Annotated in this window: 15 protein-coding genes; 9 read left to right on the top strand and 6 right to left on the bottom strand. The window is 74.2% G+C overall.

Translation table 11 applies throughout. The features are described 5' to 3' along the window. Window positions 1-59: 59 nt before the first annotated feature. The 5 genes from ACZ6ZI_RS05450 (at window position 60) to ACZ6ZI_RS05430 (ending at window position 6024) form a co-directional block, all read left to right on the top strand. Window positions 60-1070, top strand: coding sequence for a methyltransferase (locus ACZ6ZI_RS05450; RefSeq protein WP_469516324.1), 1011 nt, complete (start codon window positions 60-62; stop codon window positions 1068-1070). Then, entirely contained in the window at window positions 1063-1647 is a 585-nt protein-coding gene (locus tag ACZ6ZI_RS05445) for a sugar O-acetyltransferase (RefSeq protein WP_469516321.1), read from the top strand. Before ACZ6ZI_RS05450 ends, ACZ6ZI_RS05445 begins: the two co-directional genes overlap by 8 nt. Before the next feature lie 47 nt (window positions 1648-1694). Continuing rightward, window positions 1695-3395, top strand: coding sequence for a glycoside hydrolase family 13 protein (locus ACZ6ZI_RS05440; RefSeq protein WP_469516318.1), 1701 nt, complete (start codon window positions 1695-1697; stop codon window positions 3393-3395). 12 nt (window positions 3396-3407) lie between these two features. Continuing rightward, complete coding sequence (locus tag ACZ6ZI_RS05435) at window positions 3408-4652, top strand: ATP-grasp domain-containing protein (protein WP_469516315.1); 1245 nt, start codon at window positions 3408-3410, stop codon at window positions 4650-4652. A 271-nt stretch (window positions 4653-4923) separates the two neighbouring features. Then, window positions 4924-6024: a SagB/ThcOx family dehydrogenase gene (locus tag ACZ6ZI_RS05430; RefSeq protein ID WP_469516313.1), complete on the top strand. Its 1101-nt coding sequence runs from the start codon at window positions 4924-4926 to the stop codon at window positions 6022-6024. On the opposite strand, the gene ACZ6ZI_RS05425 is transcribed toward ACZ6ZI_RS05430, so the two are convergent. Beyond that, window positions 6018-7394 (bottom strand): DUF2252 domain-containing protein, encoded by a 1377-nt coding sequence (locus ACZ6ZI_RS05425; RefSeq protein ID WP_469516309.1) that lies wholly within the window; start codon window positions 7392-7394, stop codon window positions 6018-6020. The genes ACZ6ZI_RS05430 and ACZ6ZI_RS05425 overlap by 7 nt on opposite strands. 7 nt (window positions 7395-7401) lie before the next feature. Then, window positions 7402-8073, bottom strand: coding sequence for a nucleoside/nucleotide kinase family protein (locus ACZ6ZI_RS05420; protein WP_469516306.1), 672 nt, complete (start codon window positions 8071-8073; stop codon window positions 7402-7404). Window positions 8074-8226: 153 nt separating this feature from the next. On the opposite strand from ACZ6ZI_RS05420, the gene ACZ6ZI_RS05415 reads away from it, so the two are divergent. After that, the gene (locus tag ACZ6ZI_RS05415; protein WP_469516303.1) at window positions 8227-10494 is read left to right on the top strand and encodes an FUSC family protein; all 2268 of its coding nucleotides are present in this window, start codon (window positions 8227-8229) and stop codon (window positions 10492-10494) included. Window positions 10495-10566: 72 nt separating this feature from the next. Beyond that, a complete protein-coding gene (locus ACZ6ZI_RS05410; protein ID WP_363054690.1) occupies window positions 10567-11058 on the top strand; it encodes a RidA family protein in 492 nt (163 codons plus the stop codon). A 59-nt stretch (window positions 11059-11117) separates the two neighbouring features. Here ACZ6ZI_RS05410 and ACZ6ZI_RS05405 read toward each other — a convergent pair whose 3' ends face one another. From ACZ6ZI_RS05405 to ACZ6ZI_RS05390, 4 genes are all read right to left on the bottom strand, one after another. Next, complete coding sequence (locus ACZ6ZI_RS05405; protein ID WP_469516297.1) at window positions 11118-11957, bottom strand: PhzF family phenazine biosynthesis protein; 840 nt, start codon at window positions 11955-11957, stop codon at window positions 11118-11120. A 109-nt stretch (window positions 11958-12066) separates the two neighbouring features. Continuing rightward, on the bottom strand, window positions 12067-12897 hold the full coding sequence (locus ACZ6ZI_RS05400) for a 2OG-Fe(II)-dependent halogenase WelO5 family protein (protein ID WP_469516294.1): 831 nt from the start codon (window positions 12895-12897) through the stop codon (window positions 12067-12069). Between the two features lie 198 nt (window positions 12898-13095). Beyond that, window positions 13096-13287: a hypothetical protein gene (locus ACZ6ZI_RS05395; RefSeq protein WP_363054687.1), complete on the bottom strand. Its 192-nt coding sequence runs from the start codon at window positions 13285-13287 to the stop codon at window positions 13096-13098. Between the two features lie 122 nt (window positions 13288-13409). After that, a complete protein-coding gene (locus ACZ6ZI_RS05390) occupies window positions 13410-16448 on the bottom strand; it encodes an alpha/beta hydrolase (protein ID WP_469516290.1) in 3039 nt (1012 codons plus the stop codon). Window positions 16449-16835: 387 nt separating this feature from the next. Here ACZ6ZI_RS05390 and ACZ6ZI_RS05385 point away from each other — a divergent pair, with 387 nt between their 5' ends. Beyond that, complete coding sequence (locus ACZ6ZI_RS05385; RefSeq protein WP_469516288.1) at window positions 16836-18680, top strand: VanW family protein; 1845 nt, start codon at window positions 16836-16838, stop codon at window positions 18678-18680. Between the two features lie 175 nt (window positions 18681-18855). Further along, entirely contained in the window at window positions 18856-21504 is a 2649-nt protein-coding gene (locus ACZ6ZI_RS05380; protein ID WP_469517629.1) for a SpoIIE family protein phosphatase, read from the top strand. The last annotated feature ends 43 nt before the right edge of the window (window positions 21505-21547 follow it).

Raw genomic sequence — 21547 nt, 5'->3', positions numbered from 1 at the left:
CGGTCGGGGGCCGGAGTCCCGGCCCCCGACCGATTCCCCGCATCATGGAGGTACCAGGCATGACGTCCGCCCAACCGGTCCTCGATCTCATATGGGCCCACTGGAAGACGAAGACCATGCTGAGCGCCCTCGAACTCGGCGTCTTCCCCGCCCTGCGCGGCGGCCCCCTCGCCACCGGCGCACTGGCCGGGGCGACCGGCGTGCACACGAGGGTCGCCCCGGACTTCTTCGACGCCCTCGTGGCGCTCGGACTCCTGGAGCGCGAGGACGGCCGCTACGCCAACTCGCCCGCCGCCGCCGCGTACCTGGACCCCGCCCGGGAAGAGGCCTACCTCGGCGAGGGCGTCATGGCCCGCAACGCCGGCACCGCCGACGACCTCACCGCGGTCCTGCGCACCGGAACCGCCCTCGGCGGCGCCCGCACCGGTCGCGACTTCTACGCCTCGCTCCACCGCGACGCGACGGCCGTGCGCGCCTTCCAGCGCGACATGACCGCCCTCAGCCTGGACTCCGCGCAGGCCATCGCCGAGGCCTTCCCCTGGCGGGAGTACCGCTCGCTCGCCGACATCGGCACCGCGGAAGGCGCCCTGCCCACCCGGGTCCTGCTCCGCCACCCGCACCTCACCGCGACCGGGTTCGACCTGCCGCAGGCCCGTGACGGCTTCCGGGCCTACACCGAGGCCCACGGACTGACCGACCGCCAGACCTTCCGGGAGGGCAACTTCTTCGAGGACGACCTGCCCCGCGCCGACGTCCTCGTCCTCGGCCACGTCCTGCACAACTGGGGCCTCCCCGAGAAGAGGCTCCTGCTGCGCAAGGCCCACGACGCGCTGCCCCCCGGCGGCGCCGTGATCGTCTACGAGACCCTGATCGACGACGCCCGCCGCGACAACGCCGTCGGCCTGATCCTCAGCCTCATCATGCACATGGAGGTCCCCGAGGGCTTCGACTACACCGGAGCCGACTGCGCCGGCTGGCTGCGCGAGGCCGGATTCACCGACATCCGCGTGGAGCACCTCGCGGGGCCGGAGTCGATGGTCGTCGGCGTCAAGGGCCACGCGCATGACTGAGGCGGCCGACCCGGCGGCGTTCGAGGAGGTCAGGGCCCGCATGGCGAGCGGGGAACCCTACCTGGCGAGCGACCCCGCCCTGCGCCCCTACCGCAAACGCTGCGAGGACCTGCTCGACCGGTTCAACGCCACCGCGCTGGGGGACCAGGGCGAACGGGACCGCATCCTGCGCGCCCTGCTGGGCGACGTCCGCCCGGGCGTGCGCGTCATGCCCCGGTTCCTGTGCGAGTTCGGCTTCTTCATCGAGATCGGCGAGCGGTCCCGCATCAACTTCGACGCGGTCCTGCTCGACTGCGCCCCGATCACCATCGGAGCCGACGTCCGCATGGGCCCGCGCTGCCAGCTCTACACCGCCAACCACCCGCACGCCCCCGACCTGCGGCGCGGCATGTGGGAGAGCGCCCGGCCGATCACCGTCGAGGACGGTGCCTGGCTCGGCGGAGGGGTGATCGTCCTGCCCGGCGTCACCATCGGGGCCGAGACCGTCGTCGGCGCGGGCAGCGTCGTCACCAAGGACCTCCCGCCCCACGTCGTCGCGGTGGGCAACCCCGCGCGCGTGGTCCGGGACCTCGTGTAGGACCACCACGGCACAGCCCGGAAGACGGAAGGCGGGGAACCCCGACGATGCGTGCACACACGGTCCCGCGCGCGGACCCGGGGCCCCCGCGCGACTGGTGGTGGAACGCCGTCGTCTACCAGGTCTACCCGCGCAGCTTCGCCGACGGCAACGGCGACGGCATCGGCGACATCGCCGGGCTCCGGGCCCGCCTGCCCCACCTCGCGGACCTCGGCGTCGACGCCCTGTGGATCACCCCCTGGTACGCCTCCCCGATGGCCGACGGCGGCTACGACGTCGCCGACTACCGCACCGTCGACCCCGTCTTCGGCACGCTCCACGAAGCGGAACGGCTCGTCGCCGAAGCACGGGTGTGGGGCATCCGCGTCATCGTCGACGTCGTCCCCAACCACGTCTCGCACGAGCACGCCCTCTTCCGGGCCGCGCTCGCCGCCCCCGAGGGAGCCCCCGCCCGCGCCCTGTTCCACTTCCGCGCGGGCCGGGGCGAGCGCGGCGAACTTCCCCCGAACAACTGGCGCTCGGAGTTCGGCGGCCCCGCCTGGACCCGGACCGTCGACGCCGACGGCCGGCCGGGGGAGTGGTACCTGCACCTGTTCAGCCCCGAACAGCCCGACCTCAACTGGGAACACCCCGCCGTGCGCGCCGAGTTCGAGGACGTCCTGCGGTTCTGGTTCGACCGCGGCGTCGCCGGCGTCCGCGTCGACTCGGCGAACCTGCTCGCCAAGGACCCCGCCCTGCCCGACCTGTGCCGGGACGCCGGCGGACCGCACCCGTACGTGGACCGCCCCGAGGTCCACGACGTGTACCGGACCTGGCGCCGGATCGCGGGGGAGTACCCCGACGGGCGGATCCTCATCGGCGAGATCTGGAGCCGCGACGAGGAGGAGTTCGCCCGCTACCTGCGCCCCGACGAACTGCACGGTGCCTTCAACTTCGCCTTCCTGCGCACCGGATGGGACCGCGAGCGGATGCAGGAGGTCGTCAACTCCTCCCTGGCCGCGGGCCGCAGGGCCGGCGCCCCGGCGAGCTGGGTGCTGTGCAACCACGACGTGACCCGCACCGTGACCCGCTACGGCCGGACCGACACCACCTTCGACTTCGAGACCTCGGTCGAGGGCGTCCCCACCGATCCGCGCCTGGGCACCCCGCGCGCCCGCGCCGCGGCCCTGCTCACCCTCGCCCTGCCCGGCTCGGTGTACGTCTACCAGGGCGAGGAACTGGGCCTGCCGGAGGTGGAGGACCTCCCCCGCGCCGCCCGCCGCGACCCCATGTACTTCCGATCCGAGGGACGCAACCCGGGCCGCGACGGCTGCCGGGTCCCCCTCCCGTGGTCCGGGCAGGCGCCCCCGTACGGGTTCTCCCCGCCCGGCGTGCGGACCTGGCTGCCGCAACCCGACTCCTGGGCCCCGCACACGGTGGAGTCCCAGGGCGCCGACCCGGCGTCGATGCTCAACCTCTACCGGCGGGCCCTGCGCCTGCGCGCCGCGCTGCCCGGACTGCGCGGCGAGGCCTTCGAGTGGATCACCCTCGGGGAGCGGGTCCTGGCCTTCCGTCGCGGCGAGGTGCTGTGCGTCGTGAACTTCTCCGCCGAACCGGTGGAACTGCCGCGGGCGTACGAGGTCCTGCTGGCCTCCACCGCCCCGACCGACGACCCCGCCCCGACCGACCCCGCCCCGACCGACCGCCGGCTCGCGCCGCACGGAGCCGTCTGGCTGCGCACCACCCCGGCGGCGAGCACCCAACAGTGAGGGAACCCCCTGATGAAAGGCTACGTCGCACTCGTCGAAGCCAGCCCCGCCGACCTCTCCGGCGGCCTCGTCGCCGCGTTCCGGGCGGCCGGGTACGAGAGCGTCCACGTACGGATCGCGCCCGAACGCCCCGCGCTCTACCGGTCGGTGGACCTCACCGACTTCGCGGACGAGGTCGTCCACCACGGCGACCTCGACGACACGACGGCCCGCCTGGCCCACTACCGACCGGTCGCCGTCATCCCCGACAGCGAGTACGGGGTCGCCTTCGCGGACCTGCTCAGCGAACGCATGGGACTGCCGACCAACGGGTCGGCGGGCAGCACCGCGCGGCGCGACAAGTACGCCATGGCCGAGAAGATCAAGGCCGCGGGCGTGCGAGGCGCCCGCCAACTGCTCGTGGAGAACGCGGCCGACCTGGAACGCTGGCACCGGGAACTGGGCGCGCGGGTCGTGGTCAAACCGCTGAGCAGCGCCGGCAGCGACGGGGTGCACTACTGCGACACCCCCGAGGAGTCGGTCCGCGCGTACGAGTCCCTGGTGGGCACGCGCGACGTCTTCTCCGCACCCAACGACCTGGTCCTGGCCATGGAGTACCTCTCCGGCCCCGAGTACGCCGTCAACCTGGTGAGCCGGGACGGACGGCACCACGTGTGCGACCTCTGGAAGTCCACCCACATCAGCGCCAACGGCGTCCTCGACCTCTGCGACGGCATGGTCCTGCTGCCCCACGAGGGCGAGGAGGCCGACCGGATCGTGGACTACTGCACGCGCGTGCTCGACGCCCTGGACATCCGCCACGGCCCCTCCCACGTGCAGATCAGGGTGACCCCGACGGGCCCGTGCGTCATCGAGGTCGCCGCCCGCATGGGCGGCGGCAACCTCTCGCACTACGCCGGCGGGGCCATCGGGGAGTCCCAACTGACCTGGACGGTGGACGCGTACACGGACCCCGAGCGCTTCCTCGCGCGCTACCGCGAGCGCTACCGCGTCCGGCGGTTCTTCGCCGGGGCCCCCATGATCTCGCCCGTCACCGGCACCCTGCGCTCCTATCGGGGGATCGGCGAGCTGAAGAAACTGGAGAGTTTCCAGGGGCTGCGGGAATTCGTCCCCCCCGGCGAACCGATCGAACCGACCGTCAACGACCTCACCTATCCCATGCTCGTCGAATTGAGCCACGACGTGCCGGAAACCGTCCTGCGCGACCTCGCAAGCGTCCGTTACATCGACGGCAGGGACTTCTACGAGGTCGATTGAACTCCGCTCGCACCGGAAACGGTCCCGAAATCCCGTGACTTGGATCCGATCCCGCCCGGCCGCACAGTGGATACATGAACGGCGGACGGAACGAACGAAATCCGAAAGCCGAAACCACCGGAATGCGAAGGAGAACGCCATGAAGAAGATGGACCTCGCCGCCAAGACCACCGAGACCCGCACCCTCCAGATCCACCGCCAGCGCTGATCCGACGACACGACCGACCGGGGGGCCGGCCCGTCCGGCCCCCCTGGTCCTCAGGGAGAACCCATGCTGCTGCGGCGCGCGCACAACCTCGTCTGCTACTGGCGCGACGGGGCCTTCGTCATCCAGAACCACCTGAGCGGAACGGAGGTCTCGCTGGCCCCGATGGCGGTCGAGATCCTCGCGGCGTTCACGGACCCGACGACCGCCGACGAAGTGGCGAAGGCGTTCCCCGACCACGACCCGGAGTCCTGCCGGGCCGCCGTCGCCGAACTCCACGGCTTCGGCTTCCTGGTCGCCGACGACGAGGACGCGGCCGCGCGGGACGCCCACCTCGCCGAGCACTGGCGGAGCTGGTCCCCCGAGGCGAGCGCACTGCACTTCTCCAGCAAGGACGCCGCCTACACCGATTCCCCGGAGGTCAACGCCGACTTCCGCGCCGGAACCCGCTCACCGCTCTTCAAGACCCTCCCGCACGCCGACCGGATCCTCCTTCCCCGGGCCCCCCTGGACGTGGACGCCGACTTCGTGCGCACCCTCTACCGCCGCAGGACCCACCGCCGCTTCCGCCGCGAACCCCTGCCCCTGCCGGTCCTGGCGGGCCTGCTCGCCATGGTCTTCGGCCCCAGCGAGTTCCTCGACGGCGACGACTTCGGCGCCCTCATGAAGCGCACCAGCGCCGCGGGCGGCTCACGCCACGAACTGGAGGCCTACGCCGCCGTCTTCGACGTCGAGGGCGTCACCCCCGGCCTCTACCACTACAACGTCCTGGAACACTCCCTGGAGCTGCTGGACGAGGGCTTCACCCGCGAACGGGCCGCGCACCTGTCCTTCGACCAGGAGGCCGTCGCGCAGGCCCCGGTCACGTTCTTCGTCACCGCAGTCGTCTCCCGCATGAGCAGCAAGTACCGGGCCCCGCGCGCCTACCGCGTGATGCTCATGAACGCCGGGCACCTCGGCCAGACCTTCGCCCTCACCGCGACCGCGCTCGGCCTCGGCCCCTTCCAGACCGCCGCGTTCCGCGACGGCGAGCTCGAAGAGGCCCTCGGCGTGGACGGCATCACCGAGACGGCGCTCTACGTCCTCGCGGCCGGAGTGCCCGACGAACGGCCCGAGGAGCGGTACACGGCAGGCCTCGAGGCCTTCAGGCGGGCGCAGCTTCACTGAACGTCCCGCGGGTCGGCCGCGGAGGGGTGGGCGGCGCCCGTCGGGGTGTCGGTGTCGGTCAGCGCCGCCGTCAACGCCGCGTGGTCGCCGAGCGTCAGGTCCGCGTAGTCGAGGGCGAACGCCGCCACCGCACGGTCGAAGCCGTCACCCGCCCCCAGGTAGCCGGCGATCGCGAACCGGTCGCCCGTGCGGGCGTGGGCGCGCGCCAGGGTCCGCCCGCACAACCGCGCGTACCCCTCCAGCATCAGCGGGTCCATGTCGGACACCTCCGCCGAACCCTTCATGTCGCGCAACTGGCGCCAGTAGAAGTGCCGGCCCAGCGGGCCCGTCGCCCAGCCGAGGAAGATGTCGCTCGCCGCCTGGAGCAGCCGCTGCCCCGCGACCACCCGGTGCCCGGCGTGCCGGCGCCGGGAGGCACCCGCCCAGGGCTCCAACACCGACGCGCCGGCCTCCTTCACCTGGAGGAACAGCGGGTCACCGGCGTCCTTGCCGGTCAGCAGCACCACGAAGCAGCGGGTGCCGACACTGCCGACGCCCACCACCTTGCGCGCCGTGTCCTCCAGCCGGAACCGGTCGAGCAACAACCGCCGGTCCTCCGGCAGCGAGGCGCGGTAGTCGGCGAAGACCCGCTCCACCGTCTCCTCGTCGACGCTCTTCGCCGGCTCCAGCAGCGGCGGGTCGCTGCGGATCCGCAGCCGCCCGTCGACCTCCTCCGTCAGCTTCTGCAGGGCCTGGAGGCTGGTGCGCCGGCGGGCCCTCGCCAGCTCCGCGGCGACCCGCTCCCGATTGCGCCGCCGCACCAGCGGCAACACCTCGGCCGTGTCCACCCGCTCGTACCAGACGGCCAGCTCACCGAGCCCGGCCAGCCGCCGCATGGTGCGCCGGTACGCCGCCGCCGCGACCTCCGCCGACCGCCGGGCGGCCCCGTCCCCGTGCCCGTTCTCCCGCGCGGCCACCGCCACGCTCGCCGCCAGCCGCTTGACGTCCCACTCGAAGGGCCCGGGCAGCGTCTCGTCGAAGTCGTTCAGGTCGAACAGCAGCGCCCGCTCCGGCGAGGCGAACAACCCGAAGTTCAGCAGGTGCGCGTCCCCGCACAGCTGCACCCGCAACCCCGTGTGCGGCAGCGCGCCCAGATCCGCCGCCATCACCGCGGCCGCGCCCCGCAGGAACGGGAAGGGTCCCGCCGCCATCCGCGCGTAACGCAGCGGCACCAGGTCCGGCAGCCGGTCCACCGCCTGGGCGGCCAGCACCGCCACCGGGTCGGGCCGCTCCTCCAGCGGCGGCGTCAGCGCGTGGCCCGAGCGGGGCAACCGCTTGCGCCGGGCCCGGCCGCGCCGGGCCCGTTCCTCGGGCGAGCCGGGACGGGCCATGCCCCAGTCATACCACCGGCCCCGCGTCCGTGCCGTCCGAGGCGGTACGGCCCCCTCGGTCGGCGGCGAGGTCGACGACGAGGTCGGCGCGGGCCCGACCCGGGGCGATCAGGGCCGCGTTCGCCTCGTCGGAGCGGGCGACCCACGCGGCGGCGTGCGCGGGCTCCTTGCCGTACCGGACGTGACGCTCGACGAGCCGCCCGACGCGCAGCCCGTCGTCCGGGGCGAGGAACCACACCTCGTCGAGCAGGGGCCGGACCTCCTGCCATCCGCCGTCCCCGTGCAGCAGGTAGTTCCCCTCCGTGATCACGAGCGGGACCTCCGCGTCCACCGCCACACTGCCCGCGACGGGCTCCTCCAGCTTCCGGTCGAAGGCGGGGGCGTACACCACGCCGCCTTCCGCGGCCCGCAGCCGCCGCAGCAACGCCACGTACCCGGCCACGTCGAAGGTGTCCGGCGCCCCCTTGCGCTCCGCACGGCCCAACCGCGCCAGCTCCCGCCCGGCCAGGTGGAACCCGTCCATCGGGACCACGACCGCCCGCCGGGGACCCAGGGCCGCGGCCAGCCGCCCGGCGAGCGTGGACTTCCCCGCGCCCGGCGCCCCGGCGATGCCGAGGATCCGCCGGCCCCCGGCCCCGGCCAGTGCCGCCGCACGACGTTCCAGATCCGCGCGCCCCATCCGTCCTCCTCCGACCGTGCGGCGGACCCCGCGCCCCGCGCCGATGCCGCGAGTCTAGAGCGGGCACCGCACACGGGCCCCGGGCACGGGGCCCCGGGCCGCGCGCGGCGCCGACGGGGTGCCGGTGCGGGGCCGGTGCCGGATCCTGGTGTCATGGCTGCCACCGGTACCGGCCGCCGGGCGGTCGGCCGCCCGGGGCGCCCCGGCCAGGCGAAGGGCGCACCGCGCCGACCGCGCCTGCCGGCCGCCTACGCGCACGCGGCGCGGACTTCGCTGCGCGTCACCCTGGCCGCCGGCGCCGGCTTCTACCTCTTCCTCTACGGCTTCGGGCAGACCGTCGCCGCCACCTACGCGCTGTTCGCGGCCGTCTCCCTCGCGGGCCTCTCGCGCATCCCGGGCACCGGCCGACAGCGCGCCGAGGTCCTGGTCCGCCTGATCCCGGCGGTCTGGCTGCTCATCGCGGCGGGCACCTTCCTCGCCGTCCGCACCTGGAGCGCGGTGCTCGGGATGCTGGTCATCGGCTTCGCGCTGGCCTTCGTCGCCGTCGGGGGGCCCCGGCCGGCGGGCGCCGCGCCCGGCCTCCAGCTGATGTACATCCTGCCGTCGTTCCCGCCCTACGCCCCCGACACCCTGGGCGAACGCCTCGTCGGGGCGACCGTCGGGCTGGTCCTGCTGATCGCCGCCGAGGCCTGGCTGCTGCCCGATCCGCCCACCGTCCCCTACCGGGAACTCGCCGCCCGCGCGGCCCTCACCGCCGAACGCTGCGCACGCGAGCTGAGCAGGCCCCCGTACGGGCTCTCCCCGGCCACCCGGGACGCGGCGGGCGCCGCCGCCGAGACGCTGCGGCCCTCGCGGGTCCCGGAGGCGGAGCGACCGGCGGGCCCCGGCGTCCGCTCCCGGGCCCTCGCCCACACCGGCCTGGCCACCCGCACCCTGATCAACCGGCTGCTGCGGCTGCCCGCCCTGCCACCCGGCGAGGATCCCGCCGACGACGGCCTGGACATCCTGCGCGCCGTCGGCCGCTCGACGTCGGACACCGCCGCCCGGCTGCGCGGCGCCGGCGCCGACCCCTCCCGGGACGCGGCGAGGGCCGAAGCCGACGCCGACGACGCCGCGACGGCACGTACGCGCGCCCTGCTGGCCTGCGCCACCGCCCGCGACGTGCCCCCGCGGGCGCTGCGCCGCCGCGCGGCCCTGATCGAACTGGCCGACGCCGCGCTGGCCCTGTCCAGCGCGTCGCGGCTGGCCGTACGGGGCCGGGCCGCCGCCTCCGAGGTGGCGCCCCACCGCTTCTCGTACGCCTCCGAGCGGGCCCCGAGCCTGTGGTGGCGGCGGCTGATCGGGCACGCGGGCAGCCGCTCCGTCTTCTTCCAGAACGCGGTCCGCATCAGCCTCGCCCTGGCCGCCGCCCGGGCCGTGGCCGGCATGGCCACCCTGCCCCACGGGTTCTGGGCGCTGCTCGCGACCCTGACCCTGACCCGCACGACCGTGGTCGCGACCCGCACCACCGTCCGCCAGGCCGTCACCGGGACCCTGATCGGCGCCCTCATCACCGCCGGGGTCCTCGCCCTGGTCGGTACGGACACCACCGTGTACGCGGTCGTCATGGTCCCCCTGCTGCTCCTCACCTTCACCGTGGGCCCGGTCAAGGGCGTCGGCTGGGCGCAGGCCCTGTTCGCGATCGTGGTGGCCCTGGTCTTCGCCCAGCTGGCCCCCGCCACCTGGCGGCTGGCCGAGGTCCGGCTGCTGGACGTGCTGATCGGCAGCGCGATCGGCGCCGTCTTCGGACTCCTGGCCTGGCCGCGCGGGGCCCAGGACGAGGTGCGGCGCTCGTGCGCCGCGATGCTGCGCGCCGCCGCCGAGACGGTGGTGGCCACCACCGCCGCCGTCGCGTCCGGCACGGCCCGCACGACCGCGCGGGAGAGCCCGGTGGGGTACGGGACGCTGCACCACTGGTTGGTCCTGGCCGAGTCGGCGTTCGCCCAGCTCCAGAGCGAGCCCCCGGGGCAGGAGTCGCCCGCGCGCGACTGGCAGACGGTGCTGCTCACCGGGCACCACACCCTGTGGGGCGTGGAACGCGCGCTCGCGCCGCCCGTGACCTCGAAGCGCGGCCCCGACCCCCGTGCGGCCGTGGCCGTGACCCGGCTGGGGGACCGCGTGGCGGGGCGGATGCTGTTGCAGTCCGCGACCCTCGACCCCCTCGGCGGCGCCCCGCCGCCCGCCCTCCGCCTGGCCGGCGTCGAGGCCTGGGAGGCGACCCACCACGACGGTGCGGAGGACGCCACCGGCGGCTTCTACGCGGCCGACGCCTGGCTGCGTTCGCTCCTCCTGGACCTGGAACGCCTCGCACAGGGCACGCCGGAGGCGCCACGCGTCACGCCCGGGGCGAATACCACGAGCGCGCCCCGTCCGTCCCCGTAAGGCCGGATATCGCCGTACGGGGCGCGGCCCGGTGGGACGATGGCCCGGATGTCGAGGTCACCAGGGGGTGCCATGGGCGTTGACGTACGCGGGCGGCTGGCCCAACTCGGGCTGCGGCTGCCGGAGGTGAGTCCGCCGAAGGGGGCCTACGTTCCCGCCGTGCGCAGCGGCGGCTTCGTTTTCGTGGCGGGCCAGATCCCGATGACCGACGGGGAGTTGACCCGCACCGGCCGGGTGGGCGCGGAGGTGGATCCGGAGCGGGCCAAGGAGCTGTGCCGGCAGTGCGCCCTGGCGGCGCTCGCGGCGGTGGACTCGGTGGCGCCGCTGGAGTCGGTGGTGCGGGTGGTGAAGGTGGTCGGCTATGTCTCCTCCGCGCCCGGCTTCACCCGCCAGGCGGGCGTGGTCGACGGGGCCAGTGAGCTGTTCGTGGACGTCTTCGGGGAGGCGGGCCGGCACGCGCGCAGCGCCGTCGGCGTCGGGATCCTGCCGCTCGACGCGCCCGTGGAGGTCGAGATCGTCGTCCAGGTCTCCGAGCTGCGGCCGACCGTCGAAGCCGCGCCCTGACGCGCCGCCCGCCCGCCCCCACGCGCCCCCCCGCGGCGCCACCAGCCCGGACGACACACCTAGCCGATCGGGACGGCCGTGCCGGTGACCTCGATGCCGGCTGCCGGGTCCGCGGGCACGCCCACCGTGATCAGGCTGGGGCGGCCCATGTCCACGCCCTGGTGGATCCGCAGCACCGCGGGCGTCTCGACGAGCCCGAGCGCGCGCAGGTACCCGCCGAACGCCGCGGCCGCGGCGCCGGTGGCCGGGTCCTCGACCACCCCGCCGGGCGGGAAGGGGTTGCGGGCGTGGAAGACGGTCGGCGTCTCGCGCAGGACCAGGGCGACCGTGGCCCAGTCCCGCCGTGCCATCAGGTCCCCGAGGGCGGACATGTCGTAGTCGAGGTCCGAGAGCCGCTCGCGGCTCGCCGCCGCGATCACCGGATGCCAGGCACCGGCGTAGGCCACCCGGGGCGGCAGGGCCGGATCGAGGTCGGCGGGGGACCAGCGCAGGGCGGCGAGGAGTTCGGCCAGGTCCTCGTCGGAGAGGGCCCGCGTACGGGGCTCCACGCTGACCAGGGTGGCGACGACCGTTCCGTCCGGGCCGGCCGAGGTGGTCACGGGGACCGGCCCGGCCTTGGTGTGCAACAGCAGCTCGCCCACGCCGTGGCGCCGGGCGTGGGCGACGGCGGTGGCGATGGTGGCGTGGCCGCAGAAGGGCACCTCGGTCTGGGGACTGAAGTACCGGATGTCGAGCGCGCCGTCCCGGCGCGGTACGACGAAGGCCGTTTCCGAGTAGCCGACTTCGGCCGCGGTGGCGGCCATCGTCGCCTCGTCGAGGCCGGTGGCGTCCAGCACCACCCCGGCCGGGTTCCCGCCCAGCGGGTCGGTGCTGAAGGCCACGTAACGCAAGAGGTCCATCGGCCGAACCTATCGGCTCCGCCGTCGAGGCGTCAAAAGTCCCACCAGACACGGCAGTTGACGCCTTCGACGGCGGAAGCCCGCCGCTGCGGGCCGCCCGGGGCGCGGTTCAGGCCCAGGTGAGGAGCTGCCCGGACGTGCCGAGCCCCACGGCGAACCCCAGTGCGATCCGGCGGTCCCCGCGGCTGGGGCGGACCGCGTGGAAGTAGCGCGGATCGATCACCAGGGCCTCGCCCACCCTCGGGGACAGCTCGAAGGACTCGGCGCCCCGGACGACCGCCTCGTCGTACCCGTAGGAGGCGGGCAGCCGGTACGCCTCGTCCTCGGGCTGCCAGCGGTGCCGCCACAGGACGGTCTCCCCGCCCGCGGGGGGCACGCTGAGGTACAGGTTGAAGGCGAACTGGCCGACCAGGGGGATGTCCAGCAGGTCCCCCCGGTACTCGCGCAGCGCGTCGTCGAAGTGGACCTGGAAACCCTGGTTGGGTTCGCGGGCCACGCCGGCGCCCAGTTCCCGTCCGCCCCGGCGGCCGATCGCGGCCCCGGCGGGCCAGTGGGCGGCGAGTGCCTCGCGGGCGAAGCGGAAGGGGTCGAAGGACAGGCCGAGCCCCTGCCAGGCCTCGTGGTGCCCTTCGAGCGCCTTCCAGTAGCTGTCGGCCACCCCGCCGTCCGCCATGTGGTCGCTGACGCCCACCCCGAACCGCATCACCGGCGGATCGACGCGGGCCTGCCCGTACGAGTCGAACTCCCGCCCCCGCAGGGCGTCGAGCACCTCGCGACACCGCTCGGGGGAGAGGAAGTCGGGCACCCGTACGGCCGCGCACCGGCCGGCGGCGAGGTCGGCGAGCACCTCGTGGGTGAAGGCCGGTGCGGTCACGGCGCGGAAGAACGGGTCGTGCCGCGGGCCCGGTAAAGCGCCCTGTGCGGATTGCTCTGGCGTCATGCGATCGCCCCCCGGTCATCGAGAACAGAGAACAGAACGGAACGGAACAGAACGGAACAGAACGGAGCGGAACCGATGGGTGCAGGTACGGGACCGGACGGCGCGGCGTCGCGGAACCGGTGGGGCGCGAGGCGCCGGAGGTGCGGTGGATGCGGGTGGGTGTGGGTGTGGGTGTGGTGCGTCGGGCGGCGCCAGGCCCTAGGCGGCGGGCGTCGCCCCGGTGGCGCGGAACGCCGTCTTCGCGTCCAGTTCCAGCGCCTGCCGGCCGGCCTCCAGCGCCTCCATCGCGATGCGTCTGCCGACCTCCGCCTGCGCCTCCTCCAGCGCGCTGCCCGGAGCCCCCCATCGCAGGTTCTGGTCGTCGTTCGTATCGGTGGGGACAGCAGACATCGGCGGACCTCCGCGCGTGTTCGGTGTGGGACGCGTCACACAGGGTGATGCACCGTCAGGGTACGCGCAAGTCCGCCACGGCCGGCGCGGTTCCGCCCAACTGTCGCCGAACACGGTGGATTTCAGGGCATCTCGCGCAGCGTCTTCGCCAGCAGTGCCCTGGCCTGCACCGACAGCGGGTGTTCGGAGGCGACGACCCGGTCGAGGTCGCCGACCAGCGTCCGCAGTTCGTTCACCGCTTCGGGCGTACGCCCCCGGATCCCGAGGAGCACGAGCACGAAGGTGAAGCGGAAGCGCATCACGAGGTTGGAGTCCGGGGGCTGGGAGGCGTCCCGCAGGGCGTCGCGGATGACCCGTTCCGCCTCCTGCGCCCGGTTCTGGCGGAGCAGGGCGTGCGTGAGCGTCTCGCGCACCCGCAGGATCTCGGGCGTGGAGGGCGGCCAGTGGTTGCCGCGGCTGATGTCCAGGATCTGCCGGGCCTCCTCCATGGCCTCGTCGTGGCGGCCGAGCGCGAGCATCGTGCGGGCCAGGGTGTGGCGCACCACGAGGGTGTCGTAGTGCTCGGGGCCGCGCACCTTGTTCTCGGCCTCGACGATCGAGCGCAGCATCGCCTCCGCCTCGGCCTCCCGGCCTGCCTGTTCGTTGATGGCGCGGGCCAGCTTGTGCCGGCTGGCGAGGGTATCTGCGTTGATCTCCCCGAAGAGGGCGGTGCGGGCCGCCACCACCCGTTCCAGCACCTCCTCGGCGCGGGCCAGCTGTTCCCGGTCGAGGTGGACGCGGCCCTGTTCGTGGCGCAGGCCGAGGATCTCGCGGTCGTCGACGTCGAAGCCGAAGGAGGCGCAGCGCTGGACGAGGGGCACGACGAGGTCGTACGCGGGCCCGAGCAGGCCGGTGGCGATCAGGTAGCGGGCGGTGAGCCGGGCCAGTTCCAGGGCCTCGGTGCGCACGGTGCGGTCCGCCGGCCTCGGGTCGCCGAGCAGGCAGGCCCGGGAGACCTCCATGGCGTGCGGGGCGAGGGCGGCCCACAGCGGCCAGTTGGCGGGGTGGTCGGGGTTGTGCAGGTGGACGGTGGACAGCACCATCCGCACGGCGAGCCCGTAGTAGTCGGACGGCCGTTCGCGCACCTGCCGGTCCTCGCGCAGGACGCCGTGGACCACCGGGTGCAGGGTCAGTACGTGGGCCAGGTCGCGTTCCGCGAAGCCCTCGCGCTCGTAGGCGTCGATCAGCCCGAACTCCTCCAGGCCCGCGAGCGCCGTGCCGGTGCGGGTGGGGGTGGTGCCGGGGAACAGCGGGGACCGCGAGAGGGCGGGGCCGCCGAGGAGCAGGCGGTAGGGGATGGGGGCGATGCTCAGGCAGGCCAGGACCTTCAGCAGGGGTGCGGCCTGGGTCAGGTCGCGCTTGCTCAGCAGGTCCAGGGCTATGCCGCAGACCTGTTCCACGATCTCGCGCCCCAGCAGCTCGCTGAGGCCGGGTCCGCTCTGGCCGCCCGTGGCGGGCGGCTGCGCCCCGCCGTCGGAGTCGGCGGTGTCCGGGGCCACGGTGGTGTCGACCCGGGCGGCGACGGTCCGGCGGAAGGTCTCGAAGTCCCGGATGGCGATGCCGCCCTCCAGGGAGATCTGGCTCTCGCTCACCGCCTTGATCACGTCGGCGGCGTGCCGCAGGGCGAGCGGCAGGCCGCCCAGCTCCCTGGAGAGCCTGCGCGCCTCCTCGTTCGTGCCGCCGAGGCCGCCGGTGCGTTCCAGCAGCATGGCGGCGCCGTCGTCCTCGTGCAGGGGCAGCACCTGGTGGACCCCGCACCAGTCGCCCCAGGCCTGCGGGCGGCGGACCCGGCTGGTGACCAGGACCGTGCCGCCGGGGTTCCGCGGCCGGCGCAGCCAGCCCGTGCCGTCGCCGACCAGGCCGTCGCGGGGGCCGAGGCGCGCGGGGTCGTCGGCGTTGTCGAAGACCAGCAGCCAGGGGTCGGGGCAGGCGTTCAGCAGCTCCCAGACCAGGTCCATGGCGGTGCCCAGCATCCAGGCCCGTTCGACCACCATCGAGGGGGCGCCGAGGTCGCGGGCCATCATCCGCATGCGCAGGCTCAGTTCGGGCATCGACACCCACCAGACGCGGTGCCCGGCGCGCTGGGCGCGGTCGGCGACCTCCAGGGCCAGTCGGCTCTTGCCCGAGCCGCCCAGACCGGCGAGGACGTGCACCTGCTGTCCCGCCGGGGCGGCCCGCCCGGACAGCAGGGAGGCGACGAGGTCCTGCCGGTCCTGTCCCTTGAACTCCTCCATGCGCGCGTAGGGCGGGGCCGGGAAGGGCAGGTCGGACTCCGCGGCGGCCGGGGGCAGCAGGGGGCGGCCGTCGGACCCGGCGCCGCCGCGGGCGGGCAGGGCGGAGGGTTCGAGCGGGACCAGGGTCGCGGGGGAGTCCCCGGCGGGCGGGGCCTTCGCCGGCGGGGTGTCCGCCGCCTCGGCCACCTCCAGCAGGGCGCCGCGCACGGCCATGTAGGACGGGGCGGACCGGTCCTCGGGCTGCACGATGGAGAAGTGGTCGGCGGTGACCACGCCGCCCTTGGGGAACACGCCGCGGGCCACGACCGGCGGCACGATGTCGTCGGCGGAGCCCCCGTAGGCGCGGACCGGGATGGGGCACTCCTGGTCGGTGTGGGCGCGGCCGTGCACCACCGCGCTGAGCACCGTGCGCTGGGCCTCCGTCACGGACCGGTCGAAGGGACGCAGTTGCTGTTCCTGGGGGTTGCGCCAGAGGACGAGGGCCTTGCGGACGGTGAGGAAGAACCCGGACCCGGTGTTGGGGCAGGCGAACATGGTGAAGTGCTTGATCCGGGCGAGTTCGGCGCCCTCGCCGTTCCACAGCTTGCGCGCCAGGAAGCGCTGCACGATCAGTCCGCCCTGGCTGTGGGTCACCAGCACGATCCGCTCGGCGTCGGCGAGGCGGGTCTCCAGGAAGGTGCCGAGCTGGTCGGCGATGTCGTCGGTCTCGGCGACCCGGCGGTCCGGACGCAGCCGCACCAGCGGGGAGTCGTAGGCGAAGGGGTGGACGCTGACCCAGTCGGCCAGTTCCGGGTCGGTGGCGATCAGCGACTCGAAGGCCTTCCACACCTTCGCGGACGAGAACAGGCCGTGCACCAGCACGAGGTGGACGCGCGTCCGTACCGCCATCGCGAACCTCCGCAGCCAGAAAGGGTGTTGAAGCAGATGGATTTCGGTCGCAGGTGAAGAAGCAGCCGGCTCAATGATGCACGAGGCACGCCGGCGGGAGCCAGAACGGGACGACCCGGGATGCCGCCGGGGTGCGCGCCCCGGCCCGAGGCGGGCGCGCGCCGCGCGCCGGGCACCGCGCCGCGGGTCTGCGCCACGCCCCGCCGCGGATCGGCGGTACGCCCCCCGCCGCAGGGTGGCGTACGTCGTACGCATCGATGTGGCAATCCTTACATTCATCCCCAAATCGGACGAAATTCCGAAATCATCGGTGGTTGGAAACGTCGTCTACGGCCGCCCACCGCGGCCCGCGCCGCACCGTCCACCGGTCGGCGTCACAGGAGAGACATGGCACGCGCGGGCAAGCGGACGGTCAACTGGCGCATCGCCCTCCCGGTGGCGGGCGGCGCCGCCGTACTCGGCCTCGGCGGCCTCTACGTCACCGGCCTCGTCACCGGCGGTGACGTCGACTCCGGCACCCGGGTCCAGGGCGTCGACATCGGCGGCATGAGCCGGGCGGAGGCCCGACGGACCCTGGACCGCGAGCTCGGACCGGTCGCCACGGCGCCGATGACCCTGGAGATCGGCGACCGCGTCGAGCGGGCGGCCCCCGCGAGCCTCGGACTCTCCCTCGACACCGGGGCCACCGTCGACCGTGCCGCGCGCACCGGATACGCGCCCACCACCGTCATCGGCAGGCTCTTCACCTCCGCCGAACGCGACGTCGAACCCGTGGTCCGGATGGACGAGCGCACCGCACGGGCCGCCGTCGACCGCCTCGCCGACGGCGCCGCGCGCACCGCCCGCGACGGCGCGGTCACCTTCGAGAAGGGTGCGGCCAAGGCCGTCACCCCCCAGGCCGGCATCACCCTCCTCAAGGACCCCGCGCTCGACACCCTCCGTGAGGGCTACCTGCGCCCGGGTGACGGCCCCCTCGCCCTGCCCGTCGACCGCACCGAGCCCCGCGTCGGCGCCGCCGAGACCGACCGCGCCATGAGCGCCTTCGCGCGCCCCGCGATGTCCGGACCCGTCACGGTCAGCGTCGCCGGCACCCGCATACCCATCAGCGCCGCCGTCCTGGGCACCCATCTGAAGATGAACACCGACGACCGGGGACGCCTCGTACCGGCCCTGGACTCCAAGGGCCTGCTCGCCGACCCCGCCGTGGCCCGCCCCGTCGCGCGGGCCGCGAGCGACCCGCGCGACGCCGACCTCGGCGTCGGCCCCGACGGCCGGGTCGTCGTCGAGGAGGACAGCAGCCCCGGCGTACGCGTCACCGAGCAGGCCCTCGGCCGCGCGGTGATGCCCCTGCTCACCCGGACGGGAACGGCCGCCCGCAGCGCCGAGGTGGCCACCGAGACGGTCCGGCCCGATCTGGGCACCGCCGACGCCCAGCGCCTGGGGATCAAGGAGAAGGTCTCCTCCTTCACCGTCGAGTTCCCGGCCGCCCCGTACCGCACCACCAACATCGGCCGGGCCGTGGAGCTCATCAACGGCTCCGTGGTCAAGCCCGGCGAGGAGTGGAGCTTCAACCGGACCGTCGGCGAGCGCACCCCGGAGAACGGCTTCGTGGACGGCATCATGATCAATGACGGCCGGTACGTGAAGTCCCCCGGCGGCGGCGTCTCCGCCGTGGCCACCACCATGTACAACGCCGCGTTCTTCGCCGGCCTGGGGATCGTCGAGCACGGCGCCCACTCCTTCTACATCGAGCGCTACCCCGAGGGCCGCGAGGCCACCGTCGCCTGGGGCACCCTCGACCTGCGCTGGATCAACGACTCCGGCCACGCGATCTACGTCCAGGCCACCTCCACCGACACCTCGCTGACCATCACCCTCCTCGGCACCAAGAAGTACGACGAGATCCGCGCGACCCAGGGCCCCCGCACCCACGTCACCCCGCCCGCCCGGCGCACCGACCCCGCCCCGACCTGCGAGGCGCAGACCCCGCTGGAAGGCTTCGACGTCACCGTGGGCCGCGTCTTCGTCCAGGGCGGCCGCGAGGTCAAGCGCGAGGACTCCACCACCCACTACACCCCGCGCGACGAGGTCACCTGCACCCCGCCGGCCGCCTCCCCGACGGCCCCCGCCCCGCCCGCGCCCCAGGCGCCGGCGGCCGGGACCCCGACGGCCACGCCGCCGGCCGACAGCGCCCCGGACCTCGTCACCGCCGCCGCGCCGCGCACGGCCTAGCCACGTACGGCGGGTCACCGGCGCGACGCGCGGTGCGCCCGCCGGGGGCCGTGGGCCCCCGGAAGTGCTACAACTGGTTCGTGACCCTTCCTCGCCACCCGTGCCGGGCACGCCGGTGCGGTCACCCCTAGGCAACAGATCCAGGAGCGTCGCCGGACAGGTCTTCGTCCTCCAGGTGGCGATCGTGGTGTTGCTCGCCGCCGGCGCACTGCTGGCCCTCCTGTTGCAGTCGCGGCACGACATCGACCGCGAGGCGCGCAACCGCTCGGTGTCGGTCGCCCAGACCTTCGCCCACTCCCTGGGACTCCAGCCGGCCCTGAAGACCGCCGACCCGTCCGCCGTCCTCCAGCCCCTCGCCGAGGCGACGCGCAAGGACGCGGGCGTGGACTTCATCGTCGTGATGGACACCAACGGCATCCGCTACACCCACCCGCAGCCCGACCGCATCGGGAAACGGTTCGTCGGCACCATCGAACCCTCCCTCGCCGGACAGGTCCACACCGAGAGCGTCCAGGGCCCCCTGGGCAAGGAGATCCAGGCCGTCGTCCCCGTCACCGCCCCCGACGGCAAGGTCGTGGGCCTGGTGTCGGCCGGCCTGACCGTCAAGAACGTGAGCGGAGTCGTCGACCGCCAGCTGCCCGTCATCCTCCTCGCCATCGCGATCGGCCTGGCCCTCGCCACCGCCGGCACGGCCCTGATCAGTCGCCGCCTGCTGCGCCAGACCCACGGCCTCGGCACCACCGAGATGACCCGCATGTACGAACACCACGACGCGGTGCTCCACGCCGTCCGCGAAGGGGTGCTCATCACCGACGGCGACGGACGGCTGCTCCTCGCCAACGACGAGGCCAAGCGCCTCCTCGGCCTCCCCGAGGACGCCGAGGGACGCCACATCGGGGACGTCCCGTGCCTCGACCAGCGGATGGCGGAACTGCTGCTGTCCGGTCGGGAGACCACCGACGAGGTACTGGAGACCGGCGACCGGCTCCTCGTCGTCAACCAGCGCCCCACCCACCCCCGCGGCCGGCCCGAGGGCTGCGCCGTCACCATCCGCGACTCCACCGAGATGCGGATCCTGACCAGCCGGGCGGAGACCGCCCGACGCCGGCTCAAGCTGCTCTACGACGCCGGTGGCGACGTCGGCACCACCCTCGACGTGGTCCGCACGGCCGAGGAACTCGCCGTGGTCGCCGTCCCCCGCTTCGCCGACTACGTCACGGTCGACCTGGCCGAGGGGGTCCTGGAGGGCGACGAGCCGGGGCCCGACGCCGACATGCGGCGCACCGCCGTCAGCGGCATCCGCCCCGACCACCCCCTCTACCCGCGCGGCCGGACCATCGACTTCCTGCCCTCCACCCCCCAGGCGCGCGGCTACGCCGGCGGACGGGCCGAACTGGTGCCCGACCTCGCCGTGGCCACCGGCTGGCACGCCCAGGACCCGCCCCGCGCCCGGGCCATCGTCGACTACGGCATCCACTCGCTGATCGCGGCGCCCCTCAAGGCCCGCGGCGTGGTCCTCGGCGTGGTGAACTTCTGGCGCTCGCAGAAGCCGGAGCCCTTCGACGAGGACGACCTCTCCCTCGCCGAGGAACTCGTCGCCCGCGCCGCCGTCAGCATGGACAACGCGCGCCGCTACACCCGCGAGCACGCCCTCGCCGAGACCCTCCAGCGCAGCCTGCTCCCGCGCGCCCTGCCCGAACAGAGCGCCGTCGACGTCGCCCATTTCTACCTGCCCGCCCAGTCCGGCGTCGGCGGCGACTGGTTCGACGTGATCCCGCTGCCCGGCAGCCGCGTGGCCCTCGTCGTCGGCGACGTCGTCGGCCACGGCCTGCACGCCGCCGCCACCATGGGCCGGCTGCGCACCGCCGTCCACAACTTCTCCTCGCTCGACCTGCCGCCCGACGAGATCCTGGCCCGCCTCGACGCCCTCGTCCAGCGCATCGACCACGACCGCGAGGGCAACGCCGAGGACACCGACGGCAGCGGGGTCCTCGGCGCCACCTGCCTCTACGCCGTCTACGACCCGGTCTCCCAGCACTGCACCATGGCCCGTGCCGGGCACCTCCCGCCCCTGACGGTGGCCCCCGACGGCACCACCGAGATCGTGGAACTGCCGACCGGCCCCCCGCTGGGCCTGGGCGGCATGCCCTTCGAGACCGCCGAGATCTACCTCGCCGAGGGCAGCCAGCTCGTCCTGTACACCGACGGCCTGGTCGAGGAACGCGCGCGGGACATCGGCGAGGGCCTCGAAATGCTCCGCGTGGCCCTCAGCCACCCCGGCCGCGACCCCGAGGAGAGCTGCGCCGCCGTCCTGGAAAAGCTCCTCCCCGAGCGGCCCGGCGACGACGTCGCCCTGCTCATCGCCCGCACCCGCACCCTGGGCCCCGACCGGGTCGCCCAGTGGGAGGTCCCCTTCCAGCCGGACGCCGTCGCCGCCATCCGCAACTCGGCCGCCCGTCGGCTCGACGCCTGGGGCCTGTCCGAGCTCGGCTTCGCCACCGAACTGATCCTCAGCGAGCTCATCACCAACGCCCTGCGCCACGGCAGCGCGCCGGTACGCGTCAGACTTCTCTACGACCACCATCTGACCTGCGAGGTCTGGGACGGCAGCAGCATCGCCCCGCACCTTCGCTACGCCGCCACCACGGACGAGGGCGGCCGGGGCCTGTTCCTCGTGGCACAGCTCAGCGAGCACTGGGGCACCCGCTACACCCCGTACGGCAAGGTCATCTGGGCGGAACAGGGCCTGCCGGGCACCGGCGCCTCCACCCGCGAGGCCCCGGAACCGGACCTCTCCGCCTTCCTCGACGTCGACCCCATCTGAGGCGCCACGGGCGTCCCGGCCCCTCGCGGGGCACCCGGCGGAC

The sequence above is a fragment of the Streptomyces sp. NPDC103540 genome, assembly GCF_055584445.1.
The sequence above is the reverse complement of the archived record's forward strand: the minus strand, read 5'-3'. Positions and strand labels throughout refer to the sequence as shown.

Coding starts and splice junctions, on each gene's coding strand:
- ACZ6ZI_RS05450 (WP_469516324.1), top strand. CDS start 60: ATGACGTCCGCCCAACCGGTCCTCGATCTCATATGGGCCCACTGGAAG.
- ACZ6ZI_RS05445 (WP_469516321.1), top strand. CDS start 1,063: ATGACTGAGGCGGCCGACCCGGCGGCGTTCGAGGAGGTCAGGGCCCGC.
- ACZ6ZI_RS05440 (WP_469516318.1), top strand. CDS start 1,695: ATGCGTGCACACACGGTCCCGCGCGCGGACCCGGGGCCCCCGCGCGAC.
- ACZ6ZI_RS05435 (WP_469516315.1), top strand. CDS start 3,408: ATGAAAGGCTACGTCGCACTCGTCGAAGCCAGCCCCGCCGACCTCTCC.
- ACZ6ZI_RS05430 (WP_469516313.1), top strand. CDS start 4,924: ATGCTGCTGCGGCGCGCGCACAACCTCGTCTGCTACTGGCGCGACGGG.
- ACZ6ZI_RS05425 (WP_469516309.1), bottom strand. CDS start 7,394: ATGGCCCGTCCCGGCTCGCCCGAGGAACGGGCCCGGCGCGGCCGGGCC.
- ACZ6ZI_RS05420 (WP_469516306.1), bottom strand. CDS start 8,073: ATGGGGCGCGCGGATCTGGAACGTCGTGCGGCGGCACTGGCCGGGGCC.
- ACZ6ZI_RS05415 (WP_469516303.1), top strand. CDS start 8,227: ATGGCTGCCACCGGTACCGGCCGCCGGGCGGTCGGCCGCCCGGGGCGC.
- ACZ6ZI_RS05410 (WP_363054690.1), top strand. CDS start 10,567: ATGGGCGTTGACGTACGCGGGCGGCTGGCCCAACTCGGGCTGCGGCTG.
- ACZ6ZI_RS05405 (WP_469516297.1), bottom strand. CDS start 11,957: ATGGACCTCTTGCGTTACGTGGCCTTCAGCACCGACCCGCTGGGCGGG.
- ACZ6ZI_RS05400 (WP_469516294.1), bottom strand. CDS start 12,897: ATGACGCCAGAGCAATCCGCACAGGGCGCTTTACCGGGCCCGCGGCAC.
- ACZ6ZI_RS05395 (WP_363054687.1), bottom strand. CDS start 13,287: ATGTCTGCTGTCCCCACCGATACGAACGACGACCAGAACCTGCGATGG.
- ACZ6ZI_RS05390 (WP_469516290.1), bottom strand. CDS start 16,448: ATGGCGGTACGGACGCGCGTCCACCTCGTGCTGGTGCACGGCCTGTTC.
- ACZ6ZI_RS05385 (WP_469516288.1), top strand. CDS start 16,836: ATGGCACGCGCGGGCAAGCGGACGGTCAACTGGCGCATCGCCCTCCCG.